The organism is Bilifractor sp. LCP21S3_F8 (genome assembly GCF_052117805.1).
In the GTDB taxonomy this organism is placed as follows: Bacteria; Bacillota; Clostridia; order Lachnospirales; family Lachnospiraceae; genus Bilifractor.
In genome coordinates this window covers 41,198-65,374 of record NZ_JBQKIK010000006.1, presented here as the reverse complement: position 1 = coordinate 65,374, position 24,177 = coordinate 41,198, and the positions used below count along the sequence as shown (strand labels likewise).

The 24,177-nt window shown below is 51.4% G+C and carries 17 protein-coding genes and 1 pseudogene; 3 read left to right on the top strand and 15 right to left on the bottom strand.

Features of this window, described 5'->3' with window-relative positions; genetic code table 11:
* Window positions 1–66 precede the first annotated feature (66 nt).
* The 8 genes from mraY to ACTQ3A_RS04515 all read right to left on the bottom strand — a co-directional run bounded on the left by mraY (window position 67) and on the right by ACTQ3A_RS04515 (window position 9,331).
* Window positions 67–1,017: a phospho-N-acetylmuramoyl-pentapeptide-transferase gene (mraY, locus tag ACTQ3A_RS04550; protein WP_441098773.1), complete on the bottom strand. Its 951-nt coding sequence runs from the start codon at window positions 1,015–1,017 to the stop codon at window positions 67–69.
* 156 nt (window positions 1,018–1,173) lie between these two features.
* Window positions 1,174–3,441, bottom strand: coding sequence for a peptidoglycan D,D-transpeptidase FtsI family protein (locus ACTQ3A_RS04545; RefSeq protein WP_441494161.1), 2,268 nt, complete (start codon window positions 3,439–3,441; stop codon window positions 1,174–1,176).
* 271 nt (window positions 3,442–3,712) lie between these two features.
* Window positions 3,713–4,249 (bottom strand): hypothetical protein, encoded by a 537-nt coding sequence (locus ACTQ3A_RS04540; RefSeq protein ID WP_441098775.1) that lies wholly within the window; start codon window positions 4,247–4,249, stop codon window positions 3,713–3,715.
* A 25-nt stretch (window positions 4,250–4,274) separates the two neighbouring features.
* Complete coding sequence (gene rsmH / locus ACTQ3A_RS04535) at window positions 4,275–5,219, bottom strand: 16S rRNA (cytosine(1402)-N(4))-methyltransferase RsmH (RefSeq protein ID WP_441098776.1); 945 nt, start codon at window positions 5,217–5,219, stop codon at window positions 4,275–4,277.
* A 22-nt stretch (window positions 5,220–5,241) separates the two neighbouring features.
* Window positions 5,242–5,673: a division/cell wall cluster transcriptional repressor MraZ gene (gene mraZ / locus ACTQ3A_RS04530; RefSeq protein ID WP_441098926.1), complete on the bottom strand. Its 432-nt coding sequence runs from the start codon at window positions 5,671–5,673 to the stop codon at window positions 5,242–5,244.
* 384 nt (window positions 5,674–6,057) lie between these two features.
* Entirely contained in the window at window positions 6,058–6,957 is a 900-nt protein-coding gene (locus tag ACTQ3A_RS04525) for a cation diffusion facilitator family transporter (RefSeq protein ID WP_441098777.1), read from the bottom strand.
* Window positions 6,958–7,048: 91 nt separating this feature from the next.
* Complete coding sequence (locus ACTQ3A_RS04520) at window positions 7,049–7,804, bottom strand: type 1 glutamine amidotransferase (RefSeq protein ID WP_441098778.1); 756 nt, start codon at window positions 7,802–7,804, stop codon at window positions 7,049–7,051.
* A gap of 21 nt (window positions 7,805–7,825) precedes the next feature.
* Window positions 7,826–9,331: a MurT ligase domain-containing protein gene (locus ACTQ3A_RS04515; protein WP_441494160.1), complete on the bottom strand. Its 1,506-nt coding sequence runs from the start codon at window positions 9,329–9,331 to the stop codon at window positions 7,826–7,828.
* Window positions 9,332–9,572: 241 nt separating this feature from the next.
* Here ACTQ3A_RS04515 and ACTQ3A_RS04510 point away from each other — a divergent pair, with 241 nt between their 5' ends.
* The 3 genes from ACTQ3A_RS04510 to ACTQ3A_RS04500 all read left to right on the top strand — a co-directional run bounded on the left by ACTQ3A_RS04510 (window position 9,573) and on the right by ACTQ3A_RS04500 (window position 13,327).
* A complete protein-coding gene (locus ACTQ3A_RS04510; RefSeq protein WP_441098780.1) occupies window positions 9,573–10,838 on the top strand; it encodes a hypothetical protein in 1,266 nt (421 codons plus the stop codon).
* A 141-nt stretch (window positions 10,839–10,979) separates the two neighbouring features.
* On the top strand, window positions 10,980–11,651 hold the full coding sequence (locus ACTQ3A_RS04505; RefSeq protein WP_441098781.1) for a response regulator transcription factor: 672 nt from the start codon (window positions 10,980–10,982) through the stop codon (window positions 11,649–11,651).
* A gap of 248 nt (window positions 11,652–11,899) precedes the next feature.
* The gene (locus ACTQ3A_RS04500; RefSeq protein ID WP_441098782.1) at window positions 11,900–13,327 is read left to right on the top strand and encodes a sensor histidine kinase; all 1,428 of its coding nucleotides are present in this window, start codon (window positions 11,900–11,902) and stop codon (window positions 13,325–13,327) included.
* 209 nt (window positions 13,328–13,536) lie between these two features.
* Here ACTQ3A_RS04500 and ychF read toward each other — a convergent pair whose 3' ends face one another.
* The 7 genes and pseudogenes from ychF to ACTQ3A_RS04465 form a co-directional block, all read right to left on the bottom strand.
* Window positions 13,537–14,649 (bottom strand): redox-regulated ATPase YchF, encoded by a 1,113-nt coding sequence (gene ychF / locus ACTQ3A_RS04495; protein WP_441098783.1) that lies wholly within the window; start codon window positions 14,647–14,649, stop codon window positions 13,537–13,539.
* 437 nt (window positions 14,650–15,086) lie between these two features.
* Window positions 15,087–16,223, bottom strand: coding sequence for an aldo/keto reductase (locus ACTQ3A_RS04490; protein WP_441098784.1), 1,137 nt, complete (start codon window positions 16,221–16,223; stop codon window positions 15,087–15,089).
* A 563-nt stretch (window positions 16,224–16,786) separates the two neighbouring features.
* Window positions 16,787–17,077: pseudogene (locus ACTQ3A_RS04485) on the bottom strand (transposase); the annotation flags it as partial.
* 107 nt (window positions 17,078–17,184) lie between these two features.
* Window positions 17,185–19,443: a DUF4428 domain-containing protein gene (locus tag ACTQ3A_RS04480; protein WP_441098785.1), complete on the bottom strand. Its 2,259-nt coding sequence runs from the start codon at window positions 19,441–19,443 to the stop codon at window positions 17,185–17,187.
* Window positions 19,444–19,906: 463 nt separating this feature from the next.
* Window positions 19,907–21,049, bottom strand: a complete 1,143-nt coding sequence (locus tag ACTQ3A_RS04475) for a hypothetical protein (protein ID WP_441494159.1) — start codon at window positions 21,047–21,049, stop codon at window positions 19,907–19,909.
* Window positions 21,050–21,210: 161 nt separating this feature from the next.
* Window positions 21,211–21,996 carry a LuxR C-terminal-related transcriptional regulator gene (locus tag ACTQ3A_RS04470; RefSeq protein WP_441494158.1) on the bottom strand — a complete coding sequence of 262 codons (786 nt, stop codon included), beginning with the start codon at window positions 21,994–21,996 and terminating at the stop codon, window positions 21,211–21,213.
* A gap of 52 nt (window positions 21,997–22,048) precedes the next feature.
* Window positions 22,049–24,007, bottom strand: coding sequence for an oxidoreductase (locus tag ACTQ3A_RS04465; RefSeq protein WP_441494157.1), 1,959 nt, complete (start codon window positions 24,005–24,007; stop codon window positions 22,049–22,051).
* Window positions 24,008–24,177: the final 170 nt, after the last annotated feature.

Genomic DNA, 24,177 nt, shown 5'->3' with positions numbered 1-24,177 from the left:
GGTCCCGTTTCCGGAGCCTGGATATTTACCTCTGATAAATTCTGTGCCTGCCCCTGACTTGCCGTATTACTTTGTGGCGAGGAGGCAGAGCAGAGCCGTAATAATCGTGAAGGTTGTCACAATCCTGGTCTCAGACCATCCACAAAGCTCAAAATGATGGTGAATGGGCGTCATCTTGAAGATCCGCTTTCCGTGGGTCAACTTGAAATACGTTACCTGAAGCGCTACAGACACCAGCTCAAAAGCATAGATAAATCCGACAATCGGAATGTACAGTGGCATCTTCATCATATACGCGCTCCCGGCAACAAAGCCGCCCAGCGCCAGAGATCCGGTATCTCCCATGAAGATCTTCGCCGGATAAGCGTTGAACAGAAGGAATCCCATCAGAGAGCCGACCACAGCAAAGGTAACGGGCGTGATTCCGCCGGAAAGCATCATCGACGATACCGAGAAGAACAGTGCAACCACAATCGTGACGGAGGATGCAAGCCCGTCCAGACCGTCGGTGAAGTTTACACCGTTCACCGTCGCGAGAATCACAAGAAAAGCGAATGGAATACTGAAGGCCCCGAAATCGACAGATGCCGCTGTGTTGAACGGAACGAGCATGGAAAGGGAAACACCGTACACGTGCACCATCACATACAGAAAGACCGCGGTCACAACAAATTCAAGGATCAGCTTCTGCCATGCGATAAGTCCGTCGGAACGGTGAAGTACCACCTTCAGAAAGTCATCCAGAAAGCCTACCAGTCCGAAGCCAAAGGTCAGTATCATGATCGGGACGATGGCCGGCTCTGACCGGAAATAGAGAAGCGCCACCACAAGAATTCCCGCGATAATCGCAATACCGCCCATCGTCGGTGTTCCCGCCTTCTTCAGATGAGATGCAACGCCCTCCTTCCGTTCTGTCTGATCTACCTTTTTGCGATTCAAAAAAGGAATCAGCAGTCCTGTGCAGACCGCAGTCACCAGAAACGCTATAAATACCGGTAAAAATTCAATCCATCTCATATTCTGTCTCCCACTCCTGATTTCATATGATAACTGACCGGCGCCCCGAAAAAGCCCGGTCAGTTAATACTCCGACTATTTTTTCGCAGTCCTTGTGCCGTACACATATATTACATAATTTGCGCATCCTGTCAACCGCCTGCGGGATATATTCCATTACTGATTCTCCGCCAGGTAATTTGAAAGGTCTTCATTGCTGACGCCATCGGTAAAGTAATCGTTCCCGCTCTCGGTATCCTCCGAACCGATGTCCACGGTCGGCAGATCCGTTCCGTCCTGTGCCGTTCCTACGGTTGTATCATTGCCAGTCACAGTTTCTCCCGCCTCCGTCGTAGACGCATCCGTCTCTCCATTTCCAGAGGGTGTGGCATTTCCGGAAGCTGAACCTCCCGTTGTCGTATAAATCGGGCCATTCTCGCCAATCGAGAACTCCTTGTTGATCATTTGCGCAGTAGTTACAAAGCCTGTCTCGACATCTGAAGCAGTGTACCCGTCTTCATCCGGGAAGATATTCATATATGGAAGAAGCTCCGTGAAGATGTTCCGGGCAATGCTTTCGGCGTAGCATGAAGATTCCTGATTCTCTGCGTTCGGCTCATCAACCGTAACATAGACCACAACCTTCGGATCATCAAGCGGCGCAAATCCGATAAAGGAAAGAATATACTTGTTGTTGCCCCGTGGAAGCGTCTCTGCGGTTCCTGTTTTTCCTCCCATACTGTAGCCCGGGATTTTTGCCACATAGCCGGTTCCGCCATACTCCATTACCGTACCCATATCCTCCCGGACCTTCTCACTCACCGCCTCGGTGTTCGTCCTTCTTTCAAGAACAGGGTTAATGGTCTGAACCACAGCACCATTTTCATCCGTGATCTGCTTAACGACGTGCGGTTTATAATAATAGCCGCCGTTGATGGCTGCGGAGATCGCAGCGGCCTCCTGAATCATCGTTGCAGTGAATCCCTGCCCGAAGGAGGATGTTGCCAGCTCGACCGGTCCCATGGTATCCGCGTCAAACAGGAGGCCCGAGCTCTCCCCGGGAAGATCGATGCCGGTCTTCATGCCGAAATTAAAGATGTTGTCGTATTTGAGGAAGTTCTTCTCGCCAATCAATGCGCCAATCTGCATCAGCGCATCGTTGCAGGAATACTTCTCTGCCTCGTCAACCGTAACCTGCCCGTGAGTGCCCTCGCAGGCAATATATTTATCGGCCACCTGCTGTCCCCCGTCACAGATAAAGGTGGAATTATCATTCAGAACTCCGGTCGTGTATCCCTCTGCGACAATGATCGACTTGTAAACCGATCCCGGCTCAAAAGCATTTGATATGGTAAAGTTCTGCCACAGATTGCTCAGAGCATCGATCATATCGTCATTGCTCATCTTCTTGATCTCTTCCTCGGAATAGAAAGGAGTCAGATCACGCGGGTTATTCAGGTCATACCATTTATCGGAATCCAGGCCCAGAACTTCTCCAGTGTTCGGATCCATCACAACGACACCTACATTTTTTGCGCCGTTATTCTTCTCTTCATTATCTGCCTGCTCATTCTCATACTCTTCCAGCGCGTCACGGATAATCTGCTGGACATTAACATCGATCGTGGATACGACGTTATCCCCGTCCTTCGCGGCAATAGTAGACTGCTCTACATCCGCGTTATCGGTGTAATATCCATACTGTCTTCCGTCGACTCCGTTGAGAATGTCTGAGTAGTATCCTTCAATTCCCCAGTCCGCGGTTGTGCCGTCATAGGTAAAGCCGATCGTGTCGCAGGCAAGCGAATTCAGCGGATACGTCCGGACATAATTTTCTTCAAACCAGACTCCCTTGATGTCTTCCCTTTCTTCCTTCTCCTCATCGGTGAGTTTCGCATTTTCCTCACTGGTCACATCTGTGTATTCTTCGAATTTTTGCTTGTCCGTGATGGACAATCCTTTCTTCAGAATCTGATACTGGCTGTTCTTTGTCTCATCATCCGTAAGCAGCTTACGAATCGAAGCCTCATCAATTCCCAGAACATTGACAAGTGCCTTTACCGTAGGCTCCAGATATGTCTGGCTGGAAGTCCCGTCCAGACCGTTCACCTCAGTATTCACGACCTTACAGTCCAGAATGACATTGTACTCCTTCTCACTTGAGGCCAGAATTGTCCCGTTCCGGTCTGTAATATCTCCTCTCCGATAAGGAATCGTCGAGCTCGAGTACTGCTGCTGTGCCTGTGTCTGCACGATTCTTTCATACCGCTCACCCTGAGAGGCGTTGATATAGGTAATCCGAAGGGCAAGCCCCGCCAGGCATAGGACAACCAGAAGGAACAGACCCACAAGCTTTCTGCTCGTCCTGTATCCGATCCGGCGCTGACGCATGCGTCGCTCTCTTCTCTTTTCCAGACGTTCTCTTCGATTCGTTCTTCTGCTCAAATCAAATCTCCTTTTTCAGGCGCACAGTTCTGTCTTTTCCCGAGAAAAGCAGTCCCAGAATATACTTTTCTGTGCAAAAAACATCAGAACCATATGAACTAATCTGGGAAGCCGCGGATACGCACTGTCTGACGACAGCGGCGCGTCTTCTCAGATCAATTCACATGGTTCTGAAATTATAACATAATAATGTCTGCCTGTCTCGTTTTCCATTCAGCATCCCGGATCCATCGGTGATTCGCAGTCGTTTTTCTCTCCCGACTCATCCGAATCAGCCATCGTCTTCCGATAAGTTCTGGTACTGACGCACATAGCTCTCATCCTCTGCGCTGTAATAACGAATCTGGGATTCCGTTGCGTAATGCATATTCAGCTTATTCAATGCCGTATCTTTCACATCATCCATCGACAGTGATGCCATGGTTTCCTTGTAATATGCGTCATTATCCGCTTTAAGCTGACTGAGCGCATTCTGCATCGAGGCGATTTCCTCTGTCTGATTGGTCAGATCAGAGCGGAGCTGCAGATAATGAATGCAGAGAAAAACCGTGACGATACATACTGCGGAAAGAAAAAGAACATATCCGGCGCTCATATTCTTCGCCCTGGCGCGGTTGCTCTTTGTCCGCTCACTCACCTTCGGCTTTACCTCCTCAATAATGTCCTCCTCTGTCTCTTCCTCGAAACTTCGGACGGCATTACCGTCTTCATATGATTCCTGCAGTCTGTAGTACTTTGCCGAACCCGATTTTATCGAATTTACCCTTCGTTTTGCATTTGTATATGATTTCGTATTTCTTCTGGCCATTCCTGTTATCCTGTATTCAGGAGAATCATCCTGCGCTTCGCTTCTCGAATACCCTGAGCTTGGCACTCTTCGAGCGGGGATTTTCTTCCATTTCTTCTACCGATGGAACGATAGGCTTTCGTGTAACTACAAAACCTTTTGACTTTCTTCCGCATACACAGACCGGAAACTGCGGAGGACAGATACACGGGTTTTCATTTCTTTTAAAAATGTTCTTGACGATGCGGTCCTCCAGAGAATGAAACGTAATCACACAGATTCTTCCGCCCTCATTCAGCAGACCGATCATGCTGTCCAGCGAATCCTTCAGAACATCAAGTTCACCGTTAACCTCTATACGGATCGCCTGAAACGTCCGCTTCGCCGGATGTCCGCCTGTCGCTCTCATTCTGGCCGGAATAGAGGCCTTGATGATACCGGCAAGTTCTCCGGTTGTCCGGATTGGTTTTTTCTCCCGCTCCAGACAGATATGTTTGGCGATATTCTCGGCAAATTTCTCCTCACCATAATCACGAATCACTTGATACAACTGCTCTTTGCTGTAGGTGTTTACGACCGTATAAGCAGAAAGCTCACGCCTCTGGTCCATTCTCATGTCCAGTGGGGCGTCTGCCCGGTAGGTAAATCCACGGCTTGAATCATCCAGCTGGTGCGAAGATACACCAAGATCCAGCAATATACCGTCTGCGCCGGCAATGCCCTGATCTGTCAGCATGCTTTTCATCTCGTGATAGTTGCCCCGAAGAATCGTTACCCGATCCTTATATTCCATAAGACGATTCCCGGCCGCCTCAATCGCGTCAGCATCCTGATCAATCCCGATGAGTCTTCCCCCACCTGTAAGACGCTTGCAAACTTCAAATGCGTGTCCGCCACCCCCTAATGTGCCGTCCACGTAGATTCCGTCAGGCTTAATCTTCAGATTCTCGATGGTCTCATTTAACAATACCGATTTATGACTGAATTCCATATCCCAGCTCCTGCATCAGACTTCAGATTGACACTCCAATATCCTGCAGTCCCTTCGCAATGGCATCCATGTCTTCGTAATCGTTGTTATCCGCCCACCGGTCCTTGCTCCAGACTTCAATGCGATCCAGGTTCCCGGCCAGAATCACATCCTTTTCCAGACCTGCATATTCCCGCAGCGTACCCGGCACGAGAATTCTCCCCTGCTTGTCCAGTTCACAGCCTGTTGCTCCGCTGACAAAGAAACGGGTGAAGGTTCTTGCATCTTTACTTGTAAGTGGCAATTCGGCCAGTTTCTTCTCGAAGGCTTTCCACGATGCAGCCGGATAGATCGACAGACATCCATCCAATCCTCTTGTCAGGACAAAGTTCTCCCCAAGCTCCTCCCTGAACTTGGATGGGATGATCAGTCTTCCTTTGCTATCAATTGTATGGCTGTACTCACCCATGAACATAGAAACAATAACCTCATTCGTGACCGCGGCAGAGAATCCTCCACTTCCTCCCCAAGAAGCGTTCTGGTCTCCCTTTTCTACCACAATTCACCACAAATCACCACCTATGTTCCCATTTTAGTCTTGCGTCCTCTAAAAATCAACCGATTTTCGCGAAAATTATGTGAAAAAACCGGCCCCGTTACAGGGCCGGTCTATTTTGTGTCTTATCGCAGATCTGATACATGATGTAGCGAAGCTGCCACTTTCAGGCAGCAGTGTCCTTCTGTAAATCGTACGCTGCGCCGGATCGTTGATGGCGCCAGGCTTAACCATGGCTATGATTCCAACCGCTCAATAGAATCAATGTCAGAGGCAAGGCTTTCTCCACAACATCTTCTTCGGTCAATTCGGAATATCCGGTATCAGCTCCACATAATACTGATCAAATTTATCCTTTAGTTTCTCCCGAATCGCGTCACGAATCAGATGCAGATGACGCAGAACCACAACATCCGATTCACTGTCAATGTAAATCTCCACCCAGGTCTTTCTTCCGGTCTGGATAACCTCGAGGAAGTTAATATCACATGAATATTTCCGCAGCTCCTCCTCAGCTACCGCACGTACCTCCTCAACGGTCTCCGGCGGTGCCGAGAACAGCAGAAGATTCCGGGTATTTGCCGCGATTTCCCGAATCGGACGGATGATCAGGACAATCGCCATCACCGACGCAATCACCGGATCCATGTAGGGCGTGACAAATGCATACAGCGTTTTCTTCAGGAAAATAGTCAGAAGAAAGGCCAGTGCAAGTCCCGCGCTGGTATATACATAAATTTTCCAGGAGTAGATCTCCGCTTCGATGATCATGGACTCATACTTGCGGCTGAGGTGCTTCAGAACCAGGCACATCGCCAGCGTGCCGATGCTCGAAATCATCTCATACAGAAAGACGGCACCGGCATCGATCATCTGCCCTCCGCCGATTATTGTGCGGATATTGTCGTACAGAAGATCGATATCCACAATTACCAGAGCGAGGTACTTCATGATAATAAACAGCGACTCCACCTGTCCGTACCCGTACGGATGCCGTTCCGATGCCGGCTTATAAAGAAACGGAATCAGAACCATCAACGGTCCAATGAGAATCACGTCGACGAAATCGAAGACAAAGTCCATCAGAACCGCTCTCGAACCCGCGATCAGAAAAATCAGGAACTCGGCGGCAGCAAATGCCACTGTCCCGATAAAAGAGATCCGCATCGCGAGCTTTTCAATTTTCAGTTTTTTCTCCTGCATACACAGATGTCTCCAATTTATACCAGCTCACGATACCAGCTCACCGATCACCGGCATCTCAGGTTCCAGGGCTCTTTCAATCCAAATGTGCTCAGTCATCTGCTCCGGCGGTGCCGGCCTTTACGCCAGCAAGAACGCTGTCGTGGGCCTGTTTTTCAAAAGCATCCTCCAGCGGCTCCAGATCAAAGCTTCCATATTTCCGTTCCAGTGCCGTTTTCAGCAGGAAATCGCAAAACTCCGGGTTCTTCGGCAGCACCGGCCCATGGCTGTAGGAACCAAAAACATTCCTGTAGTGCACGCCCTCTGTTCCATCTTCTCCGTTGTTTCCATAGCCCTTCAAAACCGTACCGAGCGGTTTCACGCCCTTGCCCAGATATGTTCTGCCGCTGTGATTTTCAAAACCGACAACCGTGCTTCCGCCACAGGAGGCATCCAGCCGGAAGGCATAATTATCAATCATCCGGGTGCTTCCGCCCCTGGTATAAAAATCAACCGCGCCCAGAAACTCACATCTGACTCCGTCATAGGTTTCATAGTAATGTCCGAGCATCTGGTAACCGCCGCAGATGCACAGAAATGTTTTTCCGTCCTCAATGGCTGAACGGATCGCGTCCGCCTTTCCTGCCTTCAGGTCCTTCAAAAGAACCTCCTGTTCAAAATCCTGGCCGCCGCCGATAAAGAACAGATCATATTGGGAGAGATCCTCATGATCTCCAAGGCCGACCCGCGTAATGCTCGCGTCAATGCCTCTCCACTCCAGCCGTTTCTGCATGCACCGGATATTTCCGCGGTCTCCGTACAGATTCAGCACTTCCGGATAGAGATGGCAGATTTTCAATTCACTCATAGCTCAACCTTCCTCTCCTTGTCAGCCTTTCCAGAATTCCTGTTTCCCGGTAATCGCTCCGAGCGCCGCCCGAAGAGAAAGCATGGATGTATAATTCGGAAGAATAAATACCGGAACCGTGCTTTTCTTCAGCTTTTCAATCAGTGCCGCATTATCTGCCACCTTCTCTATGTCCTCTTCCTCAGCGTCCGCGTACTTCAGCCTCAGGCGCATGTCGTCCGCTCTGTCTCCCAGAACAAAAGCATGCCTCATATGCGGATCCCGACAGACCTTTTCAAAATCCGCATCCCAGATCCAGGAGATATCATGTCCGTCCGCAGTCCGGTCATTCAGGCAGAAGACCGCCTGGTAATCCTCACCGAGTCCGGAGAGATAAGATAAGGCCTGATTGCACCCGGCCGGATTCTTCACCAGAATCATCTGAACCGGAACTTCTCCGAGCCGGAAGGTTTCCATTCTGCCGAAACTGCTGTGCACGTCCGCCAGCGAAGTGACGATCTCCTTACGGTCAAAGCCCGCTGCCTGATATGCGGCGATCGCGGCTGCACCGTTATAGATATTATAGACAGCCGGGAGCCCGATCGTGACCTCCTGCTCTGTCTCTGTGGCGGTGTCTCTGCCCTTGCCTTCCTCTGCCCCGGCAGCGTTGCTTTTGTCCCTTCCGCCTTCTGTCCCGTCGGCTGTTCCTCTGATCCTGCCATCTTCTGCGGCGGCGTCCGTACTCCCGTCTGCTCCGAACCGCATCCGCACAACACTCCCTGAGGAAGATGCCTTCTCGATCCCGGTCACGGCAACCGCCGGACGGATCCTGCGGTATCCGCATTTCGGACAGCGGAACCCTCCCAGATGCGCATAGGTATGGTAATCATACTCATACTCTGTGCCGCACCGGATACAATATCTTGCGTCAGAAATCTCCACATTTTTCTGTTCTCCGACGGGACAGTCGATACCGAAATACGTCACCGGGTTCGGAACGCCGAGCGCCAGAGATGCCGTCAGGGAATCATCGGCGTTCAGACAGAGAATCGCGTCCGGAACCAGGCGGATTCCCTTACGTATCTCCTCAAGCGTATGCATGACCTCACCGTACCGGTCCAGCTGATCACGGAAAAGATTCGTCACGACAATCACCTTCGGATGTATCCTCGGGACGACCTGTTTGAGGGCGCCCTCATCGCATTCAATCACTGCATAGTGCTTTTTCGGTCTGCCTGTCGCCGTCGCGTTCGAGGTAAACTCCGCCGTAACGCCAGGAAGCAGATTTGCCCCGGACTTATTCGCAAGCACCTCTCTGCCGCTGCCCGAAAGCGCGTGATCGATCATATTCGAAGTCGTCGTCTTCCCGTTTGTTCCGGTCACCACAATGATTTCCATGTCCCGGGAAACCGTCTCCAGAATATCACCATCGATCTTCATCGCCAGCCGGCCCGGCGTCGTCGTGCCTCCCCGGTGCATCATCCGGAGTGCCGTCCTCGATGCCTTGCATGCCCCGACGGCAAGCATGGTTTTTAACAGATTTGCCATAGTTCTTCTTCCTTATTATATAGTCATGAAAGTACACTTCCCCGTGCGGGTAAGGTGCCTTTTTCCCTGGATCAACGTAAAAAACAACCTTACCATAGCACATGCCCCGCATGTTTTCAAGATTTCGGAGACCGTGATTATTATTTCACACAATCCTTTCATTTCCATGTTAAAATAAAATCGCAGAGGAAACAGCTGCTATAATCCAGAATACAGAACCTGCAGAAATGAGGCACATTATATGGAAATTGAAAGAAAATGGATGGTAAAGGGTTGGCCGGAGAAGCCCTTCCCTCTTCTTTTTGAATATCGGATGCGTCAGGGATATCTCTCGGTCACGCCGACCGTCCGGATCCGGGAGGAATCCAGAAGTGGAGGAGATACGGATTATATTCTCTGCTTCAAATCCTCAGGGACACTTGCCAGAAAAGAGATCGAGCTTTCCATCTCAGAAGACAAATTCATACAGCTGGAGGATCTCATCCAGCTCCCTCTGATCCCGAAAATCCGGAGGACATATCTGCTTCCGGACGGCAGCCATCTCGAAGTAAACCATGTCGACGAGGGGCAGAAAACGGAATTCTGGTACGCTGAAATCGAATTCCCGACCGTGGAAGCTGCTCTTTCCTGGAAACCGGAAGATACGGATCTTTCCGCCTATCTCAATGACGAAGTCACCGGAAAGCCCGGTCAGAGCATGGGTGCCTACTGGGTTCAGACAAGATGCACTGACGCGACAGACGCCGAGCCGGAGCCGCAGAGTGCGGATACGAAGGACGCCGGGCCGAAGCCGCAGAGTGCGGATACGAAGGGCGCCGGGCCGGAGCCGCAGACCACGGATACGAAGGACGCCGGGCCGGAGCCGCAGACCGCGGATACGGAAGACTCCGTTTACGGAAAATATAAGTCCGCGCTGAAGTTTGTGATGGACAGCATGACCGACCGCATCCGCGCCTATAACGACAGTTTTCGTTCCGAGAAGGGCGAAGGTATCTATGAACATCTCAGTGCCAGGATCAAGAGCGAGGAAAGCATGCGTGAGAAATGCAGACGGAAAGGTTTGCCCGAGACACCCGATTCCGCGCTCAATGTCATCACTGATGCAATCGGTATCCGCATCGTGACCCGATTCATCGACGACATCTACGCCATCATACGTCACCTGAAAGCATCCTCTGATCTGACTGTTATAACAGAAAAGGATTACATCCGAAACGCCAAGCCAAACGGTTACCGGAGTTACCATATGATTCTGAAGGCTGCCGTTCCGTATGAGGATGTCCGCGGAAATTTCCCGGGAGAATACTATGTCGAGATTCAGCTCCGGACCATTGCGATGGACATGTGGGCAAGTCTGGAACACCAGCTCAAGTACAAGCAGAACATATCCAATGCTTCGATGATCACCTCTGAACTGAAGCGGTGCGCGGATGAACTGGCGTCCTGCGACGTCTCTATGCAGACGATCCGCGCTCTGATCAACGGAGGCTCCGCTAAAGAGCAGTAAGACAAAGAGCCCGTCTGCCTGACATGCATCAGACCCGATGGAAATTTCAGGCCTGTCAGGCACCTCATGCCCGATCATGAGCATCCCGGACCCGATGGGCGACGCAGCAAGATAACAGCAGAAAGGAGCCATATAGATAGAATGAAATTATTACTGGCAGAAGATGAACCGGATCTCTCCCGCGCACTGGTCGCGGTTCTCTCACACGCAGGTTACGAAATTGACGCAGTTTATGACGGTGAAGCAGCCGTACAAAAAGCAGCGGCTGCCCCTTATGACTGCATGATCTTTGACATCATGATGCCGAAGATGGACGGGATCGAAGCCCTGAGGGTTCTGCGGAGCCGTGGCAACGTGACGCCCGTTATCATGCTCACGGCGAAGGCAGAAATTGACGACCGTATCACCGGTCTGGACGCCGGTGCCGACGACTATCTGACCAAACCCTTTGCAATGGGCGAGCTTCTCGCCCGGATCCGCTCACTCACCCGCCGCTCCGAGTCCTACACCCCAAAGCAGCTTCGCCTCGGAGATGTCACGCTGAATACCGATGAGCAGGAGCTCTCCAGTCACAACTCCATACGCCTGGCCGGCAAAGAGACAAAGATGATGGAATTTTTCATGCTGAACGCAGGAAAAGAGCTGACGACGCAGGAACTCCTCGACCATATCTGGAGCGATAATACTGATAAGGATCCGGAGATCGTATGGGTATATGTCTGCTATCTGCGCAACAAGCTTCAGGCAATCCGGGCTGATATTGAAATCGCCGGTGAACACGGCGGAACCTACGTGCTGCGTCAATTCAGATAATCAGCGAAGCGGGCCGACCGCCCCAGGCACTTAAATAAACGCGCAAGAGGCACATAATGGAATGTGTCCCGGCAGCGAGCCACACCCGCTGACACAAAGTGTGAAGCGGTGGGGTGAACGCCGCAGCAGACCGACAAAGCCGGTTATCTGTGGGATTGCGGGAGTGCAAAGCGCGGAGCAATTCCGCAGCTTATACCGTATGTGGCGCAATTTATCGTATGGCAGTTTACTTTGAAAGGGAGTCCGGAATGATCAAGAAATTACAGCACCAGTTCATCCTTTATTCTACCCTTGCCATCATCATCCTGATGGTTCTTCTGCTCATCCCCGTCAACCTGTTCAATTATCTGAACAGATCGTCCGATATACACGATGAGCTGCAATATATCGCGGACAACGGCGGCGAGCTTCCATCCATCACGCTCAATGAATACAAAGATTATCTGAAAAAGAACGACCCGGATTACCACGATTACGACGCCTCCCCGGATGTCTCATCGGAAAGCGGTACGGTATCCGGCTCTTCGTCTTCGACATCAGGCGAAACCGGTATCACCATCAACATCAACTCCATTCTGTACAGGCTTCGCGAATATTTCCGTGCTCTGAAAATCGGTCCGGACAGCACAAAGACAGAATATCTGGAGCTGACCCCCGAGAGCAGCTATCAGATCCGGTATTTTTCCGCAATTTTTGATGCAGAGGGTCACATTCTCACCATGAAAAACGACCATATTTCCTCTCTCACAGAGGAAGAAACCCGCAGCTTTGCCGAATCCTGCTATGCATCCGGTCAGAACAGCGGAATGATCCATTACAACCAGATGATCTATTCCTATTACGGACAGCCCGCTGAAGACGGAACCTATATTCTCGTTTTCATGGATTCCACAAACGATTATCGTTCTTTTCAGATGTTCTCCCGGTACTCGATCATCTTCGCCATATTCTGCACGATTGTTTTTCTGATTATCATCACCTTCATCTCGCGGAAAGTCGTACAGCCCATCGCCCGCAACATCGAAAGCCAGAAACAGTTCATCACCAATGCCGGACACGAGCTGAAGACGCCGCTCACTGTGATCTCCGCCAATGCCGAGGTCCTGGAGATGATCAACGGAAAAAATGAGTGGACCACCAGCATCCGCAACCAGGTTTCCCGCCTGACCGGTCTTGTGAACAACCTGATCACCCTTACCAGGATGCAGGAAACCAGTTTCAAGCATCCGGAAGACATGAATCTGTCAGCAGTCTCAAGACAATCCGCAGAAAACTTCCGGCCGGTCATCGAACAGCAGGGCAAGCGTCTCGAAACCGTGATCGACGACGAGCTTCACTTTACCGGAGATCAGAGTGCACTCTCAGAGCTGTTCAATATCCTACTGGACAACGCCGCGAAATATTGTGACGAAGGCGGCACCGTCTTCCTCACCCTGCATCCGAGAAATCACGGCAAGGGCATCCATCTCACCGTAACCAATACCTACGCAGATGGCGAAGGTACAGATTACACCCGCTTTTTCGACCGTTTTTACCGCGAGGACACCTCACACAACAGCAAAAAATCCGGCTACGGCATCGGCCTTTCCATGGCAAAGCAGATCGTAGAAAACCACCACGGCAAGATCTTCATCAGCTACAAGAAACCGGATATCTCCTTCCACGTAACTCTTTGAGACTTTTCCCGGCTGAAGAAGGCAGCAGATTCCTGACAACTGCCCGCCTGTTCACACAACGAGATAAAACACGCTGCGCGAGTTTTATCTCGCTATCGCGACGCTCGCCGCACACGAATACTTCGCATTCGGCTGCGGCTCACTGTTCGCGTAAAAAAATCTCCCGAAGTCTGGCCTGATCTTAAAAAGGCCCTCTTCGGGAGATTGCTTTATACATTGAAACGGAAAATAATCACATCGCCGTCCTTTACGACGTAATCCTTGCCCTCCATGCGGACCAGGCCCTTCTCACGTGCCGCCGCGTACGAACCGCAGTCCAGAAGCTCCTTGTAATTAATGACCTCCGCCTTGATGAAGCCGCGCTCAAAGTCGGTGTGAATTTTTCCGGCCGCCTGCGGTGCCTTTGTGCCGATTCGTATGGTCCACGCACGGGTCTCGTCCTCACCTCCGGTCAGGAAGCTCATCAGACCGAGCGTGCGGTAGGAGGCCTGAATCAGCTTGTCCATTCCGGATGATTTCACGCCGAGGTCCTCAAGGAACATCTCCTTATCCTCTTCGCTCATCTCGGACATCTCCGCCTCGATCTCCGCACTCACCACGAAGACCTCGCTGTTCTTCGCCTTCGCGTACTCCCGCACCGCCTGAACATGGGGATTGGAAGCGCCGTCGTCCGCAAGATCGTCCTCCGCGACATTTGCCGCATAGATCACCGGCTTCGCGGTCAGGAGATTCAGCTCATTAAAGGCGGTCAGAACACTCTCCTCGTCCCGGTAAGGCTCCAGATCAAACGAAATCGCATCCTTGCCATCCTCCAGGTGCGCCTTCAGGGCCAGAAGCATCTCAAGCTCCGTCTTGACGGATTTGTCGCCGATGCGGGCCGCCTTGGTCGTCTTCGCGATTCTTCTCTCCAGTACCTCGAGATCCGCGAAGATCAGCTCCAGATCAATGGTCTCGATATCACGGGTCGGATCAACACTTCCATCTACATGGATGACATTCGGATCCTCAAAGCATCTGACGACATGAACGATCGCGTCGCACTCACGGATATTCGCGAGGAACTGATTGCCCAGGCCTTCTCCCTTCGATGCGCCCTTTACCAGTCCGGCGATATCCACGAACTCGACAACTGCCGGTGTCACCTTCTTGGAATGAAAGAAGTCGCCAAGCAGCTTCAGTCTCTCATCCGGAACAGGCACAACGCCGACATTTGGATCAATGGTGCAGAACGGATAATTCGCCATTTCTGCCCCTGCCTGGGTCAGCGCATTAAACAGAGTGCTTTTACCAACATTCGGAAGTCCGACGATACCTAGTTTCATTTTCTTCTATATCTCCTTAAAAATCCTTATATTTACGGGCTTTTGGCTCCTTGCTAAATTTATCGGGTGCCACAACAAGCGCCACGAGACAGATCGTCCTTGGCCTTAGATTGCGAATTCCGGCAGATAAAAAAGAGTAATCCCCGTCTGATAGATCGTCGGGATTCTGCAGCCTTCCTCCGCTATATCAATAAAGACCTTCTGACAACGAGATAAAACACGCTGCGCGAGTTTTATCTCGCTATCGCGACGCTCGCCGCACACGAATACTTCGCATTCGGCTGCGGCTCACTGTTCGCGTAAATGAACAGGCTTCTCCTCCGTCGGAGAAGCCCTCATAGAAATTTTAGCGATAATATTGTACACTAATCGCGGATCATTTGCAATGTTGCTTCATTTTCAGGACTTGGAAATGCTGCCATATATCTCTCCACTCCTCAGTGTTCAAAATGCCTGCTTACATCTTCCAGAAAATCGATGATGTGAAGATGCTGAGGGCAGATGCTTTCGCACTGTCCGCATTTGATACAGTCAGACGCCTTTCCGTGTCTCGCCGCAACCTCCTGATAATTGGTAAAGTTTACAGTCCATCCCTTTTCCGCAAGGTTTTCGCGCATATCCTCATTGTATAAAGAAAAATATTCCGGGATAGCTATATGCTTCGGGCATCCGTCCGTACAATAATGGCAGCCAGTACACGGAACTGTAATCTGACTGTTAATAATGTCTCCAGCCTTGAAGCAGAGTGCCTTCTCTTCTTCCGTCAGAGGCTCAAAATCCTGCATAAAGGAGGTATTGTCCTCTACCTGTTCAATATTTGACATACCGGAGAGCACGACCATGACATTCGGGAGACTTGCGGCAAAACGAATCGCATAGCTGGGAACGGACAGAGATGGATCGTGATCTTTGAACAGCTGCTCCGCTTCGGCCGGAATCTTTGCAAGCGTTCCTCCTTTCACAGGCTCCATCACAATCACCGGCTTGCCAAATTTTTCACACACCTCATAGCACCGCCTCGAGTTAATCCATTCGGACTCCCAGTCCAGATAATTGATCTGAAGCTGAACAAATTCCATTTCCGGATGTTTCGTCAGCAACTCTTCCAGCAACTCCGGCGTATCATGGAAGGAGAAACCAATGTGTCTGACAAGGCCGACTTCCTTCTTCTGAACCAGCCAGTTCCACACATCAAATGTGTCGATATGCTTTAGCATGCCGTGACCAACGCCGTGAATCAGATAATAGTCAAAATACTCAACGCCACATTTTTCCAGCTGCTTAAAGAAAATCTCATCTCTTTCTTCCATCGTGTTGTAAAAAGCCGCGTGCAATTTCGTTGCAAGAGTATAATTTTCTCTCGGATAACGATCCGAAAGGCATGTCTTTACAGCACATTCACTGGCAAAATCGTTGTACATCCATGCGGTATCAAAATAGGTGAAACCCCTCTGCATAAAGATATCCACCATCTTTTTCACCTGTTCGATATCGATATCCGCAGGATTCTGCGGATCCATATGCGGAAGCCGCATCAGGCCAAAGCCGAGTTTCTTTTCTGGTTTAAAATTCATATTCTGTCACCTCTCATTCAAATCATTGCAATCTTTCATCAAAAGCCATTCAACCGCGTCCTAAAATCATATCCCGATTAATCCGAACCCATGTAACTACGTTGTTTTGATCTCTGCATCTTCCCAAAAGACTTCCACGGCATCCCCGTTTTCTACTTGTATCATATCATATTTGCACTTGCGGGATCATCAGAAATCTGTCTCCCATGAAGTAGTAAACTTATTTTGGATGCAGATGGGTTAACTTTTAGACGTTGATTCTGTATAGTTAAAACATCAGACTTCAGATCCATAAACACAAGTTATCCTTGCATGGACAGGAGGCTTACCATGAAATACACCAAAGAACAACGTGTTTGGACATCGGCCGCCGGATATATGACGGCGAGATCTCCAAATATGATGCAACTGAACAGTACGATATCAGCTGGCAGACAACACGGGATTATATGCGGCTGTATCATAACGAGAACCATTTGCCGCCAAAACGCGGACACTCCGCCAGTGACGGCACTCCTATTCGAAAAAATCTTCCTGAACAAAATAACCTTGAGGCATACGAAGATAAGATACATGAACCGGAGATTAACCCTGCACTGGTCCTCCAGTTCCCGTAAGGAAATGTAGCCATTCGTCATAAATCCGAACAGTACTGTTTTCAGCATGCTGACCGGGTTATATCTGAGTCTTCCAGTATAGTGCTTCTGGATGTTTTTCAGATATTTCTCCAGATCGATTCCTCCCATGAATCGGTCAAATGTCAGTACCGGATCACAGATGTCCAGATAATCCTGAATAAGCATTGGCAAAACTGCCTGTTTTGAGGTAGAATTAAGTGTGTTAGATTTGTTCATTGCAAGTATAATTCTAACACAAAAGAAGGATCTTGGGTTTTGATAACCCTTGATCCTTCTTTTATAATTTTATTTAATTCTCCTTTTTATTTACTGACAGAGTCGGTTTATTTTTTGTTTATTCTGCCCGCAAGGGAATAGAACGCGTCTGACAGTTCACTGCCCGCATTTATAGGGGCGTGTACTGAGCTGCCGTCCGAAAGAACAAATGATGTGTTGTATGTGGTCTCATCAAGGGCGTATATGTCGCTTTCCGGCGGCTCTTCATACGACAGAACCTCGCTTATGAGACGTTGGTCTCTGACTATTCGTAGTATTTCCTCTGCCTCTTCGGCGTTGACAGGAAGCTTTTCCGCGTTTGTGTGATATCCTTTTCTATCTGTCGCGCAGTCAAAGGACAGAAACCAGTTGTCTTCCGCCTTTTCGAGACTGAATGAGTATGATGAGGAATGATCCATGCAGCTACGGCTGATATTGACCTCAGTCAGGAGCTTCGCCCCGGCAAGCCCGTAAAGGCAGCCGGTGAGCTCATCCGGCGCGGGGAGGGATGAGTTTATCCCGCTCCCGTCGGCAAGGCTGAATTCCGTGATATACACATTCCGGTCGGTAATACTGTCGATATCTTCCGGCGGCTCGGCATATCCGCTCGCCTTGGAAATCAGGTCATATCTCGCAATGATTCTGATCACATCGTCTGTCTCCTCGTCTGAAAGCCGGACATTTTCCGCCTTTACAGGCAAGCTGTCCTCTCCGAACGAGCATTCAAATGAAAAGTACCATTGGTCGCCGTCTTTTTTCAGAGTGAAGGAATGCGAACGCCACGGTTCGGTATCCTTCAGACGGATAAATACCGAGGTAAGCTTATTCTTTATCGCTATCAGCTCGGCTTTTTCAGCGGCTTCATAGTGTCTGTCAGCGAGGTCGCGCAGGCAGTCAATAGCCCTGTCGCAAAGCTTGGTCTCTTTTTCAATGCTGTTTCCGTCGGTGAAAGTCATTCTGGAGCTGCGCATCGGCTCGTCGGCTATGTGGAAGAAGCGTATCGGATTGCGGTATTTCCGCAGCCGCCTGATCTCGTCTTCCTCGCGGATGATCTCAAGGAATTTCTCCGCTTCCTCGGTTGGTATCGGGAAGGAACTGAAGGATGTGTAATAGTCCTCCCGGCTCTCGACCCAGCAGCTTGCGGAGAAGAGCCAGTTTTCATCCTGCTTTCGCAGCACGAAGGCATACACCGGATTGCTTGCCATGCCATAGTAGGAGGTATGGAACGAGATGATATCATCGACCGTGTATTTCCCGCTTCCTCCACAGCCGAACAGCGCGGATACAGTAAGGACAACAGACATTATTATCACCACCCTCAACGATCTTCGGCATTTCATAGCGTCAGTACAGCGGTTTGCCGCACTCCGGACAGAACTTCGGCGGTTTTGCCTGATTCTCCGGGGTGTAACCGCAGGAGGCGCAGCGCACTGTCTTCGGAGCCGGTCTCGCGCATCCGCAGTTCTCACGGAATTTTTCGACTGACCCTCAGACCCGCAGGAGGGGCATACCCACGTCTCATTGACAGAAGTCTGAGCCGCGGCAGCCTCAACAGGCGCAGACTTCAGAGCTCTGCAGTTGTCGCAGAATTTAGCGCCGGTAGTCTTTGAGCCGCAGGATGGGCAGACCCACTCCCCGCCGCTTGGCTGAGAGGCGGGCGCGGAGTCGGGACGTTCGTCCTCAGCGCGGATCTGGTTCATCATTCCGGCACCGTCAAAGACACGGTGACGATTGTCGCGGCGCATCAGTATATCAGCGAGTTCATGCGTTTTCTGCTCGTATTTGCGGTAGAGGTCGGTGACGCGGCTGTCAGGACGGTTCCCGTCGCTCAGTTCAAGCTCGATCTCGTCAAACCATGGGGAATCAACGTGGATTGTGACGTTGAACTCGTAGTCGCACTCGTAGCGGCGCGGATTGTAGCTCTTCTCGTTGCCCTCGGAGTCCTTATAGAAGATCTCTTCCTTGTTCTCTCTGATGTCTGTCTCAACGTTGGTGACCTGTGAGAAGCTGATCAGATCCGGGTTGCCACCGCGCCAGTTCGAAAGTCCCGTGACGATGAAACGCTCGCTTATCGGGTCAATATAAACTTTCTTGCTTCCGTCAAAGGTGACAGTCGGCAAGAAATCATCGAGCCGATGCCTGTTCTCTTCGCGGTAGGCGAGCTGTTCCTTAATCTCAGCGACTGTCGAGTGCCGACGCTCTGAAAAAAGCGGCGAGAGCTTTTTCGCGCATTCCTTGCAGAGATTGCCGTCCTCGAGCTTGCGGTTTCCGAGAAAACCTATCTTGGCACCGCAGACATCACAGTATTTTTTGCCAAATAATCCCATTACAAGGATCCTCCTTGTCATTTGCCGATCGTCAAAACGACCCATTTGGCGTTATCTGCCTTGAGACTGTATCCGCAGAACGAGCAGCAGTGATTCTCATCAGGTATGAAATTCGCTCCGCAGGACGGGCAGTCCTTTTCGGTGAAGAGTTCCCCGTCCGTTTTTCTTTTTTCGGGGTGTCTCGCTCTTTGCAGAGTGAGCGTCCGCTTGATTTTTTTCGTGAATGGTTTTTTGCTTTCGGGGAGATATGTCTCGCTTCCGTAGGCGTCGACAGTAATCGTGGTTGTATCCTCCGTGTTGACGACTTTTTTCAGAATGATCGTCCCTACGCTGTAGTCAAGCAGCTCATCGCTGCCGGCGCCCTTGTAAGCTATGACTGCGATACGAGCATTTTTTGTTTCAGCGTCTCTCGATAGAATAGATGCAGGGAGAACTGCGAGTGTTTGGAAAAATGAAAGGGGACTCAGCCATAGCTCCGTGTCAGATCAATGGAGTCCATATCGTCCGGCAGGAAGGGGACCCCTTCGCCGCTGCGCGAACGCTGGAAATGCATCTCCTCGCCGGAGGGGGAGATGAGGATCGGGAAACTGCCGCTGAGGGAGCTGCCGACGCCGGCGGAGAGATCCAGCCGCAGACAGTCATCCTCCATGCGCCACACGCCGGAAAAGACCCGTGTCAGCTCTGTATTGTCTTCAAAGCTGTGGTAGAGCTCGGCGATCCCGGCATAGTCAGGGTCGCAGTCGCCGTAGTGCAGGCTCATCAGCCAGTCATCACAGACCCAGGTGGTGTCTGCCAGGCCCATATCCGTAGGCGGCAGCCACCAGTCGTCGCCCGCCGGCTCCCAATCCTCGGGATAGTCAAGACCTGTGACGTCGCCGAAGCGGCTGAAATCCAGCAGCAGGGGTTCGTAGTCCACGCCGGTGGGGAGTTCGATATAGCCGCCGTCCTCCAAGTTCCTTGTGGGACACCAGCTCACCTCAACGCCGCCATCCGGCACGATGACGATCTCCACGTCCGGCTCGTCCTCAAATTCCTCCCAGCGGACGAAGAGCAGCAGGGGCTCGGCGTACTCGCTGCGGTAGAGTACCTCGTCCGCCACAGGCCACATGCCGCGGCCATTGGAGCGCCAGGTGACGTGATTCACCGCCAGCGAGGTGTGTTCGTCCCGGGGCGCGACGCAATAGAGGTCGCCGTAGCTGCCGTTCAGCACACGGTCAGCGGGGATGGACTGCAGAAATGCCATTTTCTCCATCAGCCCCGGCGCGTTGGTCCACAGCCAGTCGGTGAGGTCGCCGTCCTGCTCCGCCGCGTCCCGATAGCCGAGGTACGCCACGGCGGCAGCCTTGGGACTGTCCGCCATGCATTGGCGCAGCAGGTCCAGCGCCGCCCGCGCCGCTTCATCGGTCACGGTGTCACCATCCGGATCGTCTTTCCCGCTCAAATCACCCTTGCCGCCGGGGTCGTTTTCCGGCAGCTTCGTTTCCATTTTCGGATCGCTTGTGCCCCCGGGGATCTTTCCGGAGGACTGTGCCCCGCAGGCGGTCAGGCTCAGCAGCAGACACAGCGCAAGCAAAGCATTTTGCATATCAACAACAACTCTCCGCATTTGCATCACCTCCCGGATTTCTTTTTGCGTCCGGTCAAAGCTTCCGGTGCATAAAAAGGCGCAGTAACCCTATGTTCACCTATATTATGCCGAACCGGTTTTTTATTATCCCTACCCATGTGGGTAAACTTTTGCATCTTTTTCAAAAAAAAGACCCGGTTTCAAATCTGAAACCGGGTTGTACAGTCAAATGAAATTATAAAACGATGGGGGTTTTCCTCTGAACCGTCCTGCTCATCGAAGAGCTTGGGAATGATGAAGCGTTTGCCTGTCACGGCAATGGCAAGCTGGGTTTTGTTTGCATAGCCTGTCTTTTGCAGAATATTGCGGATGTGATACTTCACATTATCTTTGGTATAGTGCAGCTCCTCGGCAATCTCGCTGTATTCCAGCCCCTCACAAACCATACGCAGAACCTTGATCTCCGTTTCCGTAAAATCAGTGTTGGTGGTAACGCCCAGCTTGACAATGGGCGTTTCGCCCGGCCACATATGCTTGCCCTGCATGGTGGCGTCCATCACGGTGATCAGCTCCTCGGGGCTTACTTCCTTGTTCCAGAAGCTGTCCGCTCCAACCTCTTTTGCCCGCTTGATAAAGCTCTCCTCCGGCATGGAGGTGACGATAATGATTTTGAGCTCCGGGAACTGCTCTCTCAGCTCGGCGGCGGCTTCTGTCTGCTCCGATACCACGTACATAGCCGTTGCATCCGCATGACGGACGGCGTTGATACAGGTTTCCCGCATGACCGCAAGAAGGACTTTGAGCAGCTTCGCCTCCGTCGGAAGCTCGCCGTTTATTTCCACACGGACGCCGGAAACCTCTGCATCCCGGATAAACTCCGACACATCGTCCTGGGGATAGACGTTTTCCTCACGCAATACCTGGGTGGCACGGCGAAACTGCCTGACAGCGGCGGCGTTTTCTTCGGAAGTGGTGTTTTGCCGCAAAATCTGTTTTTTTGCCTGTTTCTATACCTGTTTCTTTTCCGGCTATCCTGCGTCAGATGTCGAGTGCCGCATGATATCCCCAGTACACCGCGTTTGTAATGGTAGATACTCTGGACGCATCGCCGATTACACGGACGAAGGGAGCGGTATCCATCAGGGACTCCACAACGTCAGTCCGGGATCTCTGGCCGAGCGCGCAGATCACGGTGTCACCGGGAACCAGAACCTTCTCTCCGTCCTTTGTCTCGCATAGAATTCCCTCTTTTGTAACCTCGAGTCCCTTGTAACCGGTATGGACCGTACAATATTTATCAATCTGTGCCATCAGCAGAGGACGGTGGCGGACGTTTGCGTCCGGCGCGAGCATATCCCGCATCTCAACGATCTCGACATGCTTTCCCTCCTGTCCGAGATGAACGGCACATTCACAGCCCGCGAGTCCGCCGCCGAATACGACGACATGATCCGTGCAGCGCTCTTTTTCCAGATAATAGTTGTTGACCACAATGACGTTTGCTCCATTTTCCCCGCGCAGCCCCGGAATCGGAGGTACGAGAGGTGTGGAGCCGACCGCAATGATCAGCGCGTCCGGTGCCTCGCTGTCGACATATTCCGGTGTCACCTCGACACCGGTACGAATCTCAACACCCGCCTTCTCGCAGAGCAGCCGGTATGTTCCGGAGAGCTGATACATCTCATACTTGAAGGAAAGCGCCTGTTCGGATTTCAGAATGCCACCGACTTCTTTTTCCTTCTCGCAGAGCACCACCTGATGCCCCCGTCTTGCAGCGGTATAAGCCGCATACAGACCGCCCGGGCCGCCGCCTGCCACAAGAACCTTTTTCTTTACCGGTGCGGGCTGGATCTCATCCCCTTCCAGTTCTCTTCCGATCAGCGGGTTGACCGTACAGCGTCTGGTAGATGTGGCCGCGCGCTCCGCCATACACGTAAAGCAGCGCAGACACCGCACGATCTCATCCTCTCTGCCCTCGTTGATTTTTCTCGGAAGGAAGGGATCGGCCAGAAGGGCGCGTCCCATATACACGATATCCGCTTTTCCCGAAGCAATGATCTCCTCCATTTGCGCCGGGTCGTTCAGGCCTCCGATCGTAGCTACCGGCTTATGCACATGCTTCCGGATCTCTGCCGCCAGATACACGTTGCGTCCGTGGTCCTCGAACATTGACGGATGCGTGATGCCGAACGTCTTCTGATAGGTGCCGGCCGACACGTGTATGATATCCGCATAGGGCTCGATCGCCTGTGCAATACGGACACCTTCATCGAGGCCATATCCGCCCTCCGTGAACTCAGCGCCGCTCATTCGAAATTCAACAGGGAAGAACGGACCTACCGCCTCTCTCACCGACTGAAGAACCTCCACAGCAAACCGGGTGCGGTTTTCCAGTGACCCGCCATATTCATCTGTCCGATGATTGAACAGGGGAGACAGAAACTGATTGATCAGCCAGCCGTGCCCGCCGTGAATCATGATCATTTCAAAACCCGCACGCTTTGCCAGTCCTGCTACATGCCCGTACGCCGCCACAATATCTTCAATCATTTCTTTTGTCAGAGCCTTCACCTGCACGCCGTCTCCGCGAACGGTATCGGAGGGTCCCCACTGATGCAGATCGTGCTGCTTCTTCTTGTCTGTCATGTAGGTGCCGGCAAACATACCGGAGTGCGACAGTTCCAGACTCGGAATCCCGCCATGCCTGCGGATTGCATCCGCCGTATAGGTTGCGCAGGCCAGGGAGTTCAGAATAGACTCATCGAGATGATAGGCGTGCGATCCGTCCGTCTGTGGGTGAACCATGCACTCACTTACCGTGACCGCCGCTGCACCTCCCTTGGAACGCAGCTCATAAAAAGCCGTGGATTTTGGTCCGATGCAGCCGTCATTCGTGATATCCGTTCCACCCATAGGTGCGGAAAACATACGGTTGCGAAAGGTAGTTCTGCCGATCGTGATTGGTTTGCAGAGATTCGGGTATTTTCTGGTTCTCATAACATCCTCCTGTACACTCATTTCAGATTGATGGCGCGATATCGTTAACAAATTAACTAAATTAATCTTACATCGTCTTACCGGCTTCCGCCATCAACCAGACTCATACGAGTAGAAACTATTTTTTTCATCCCTTCATAATGATTGTATGGTTTTTGTCTGAAAAAGTA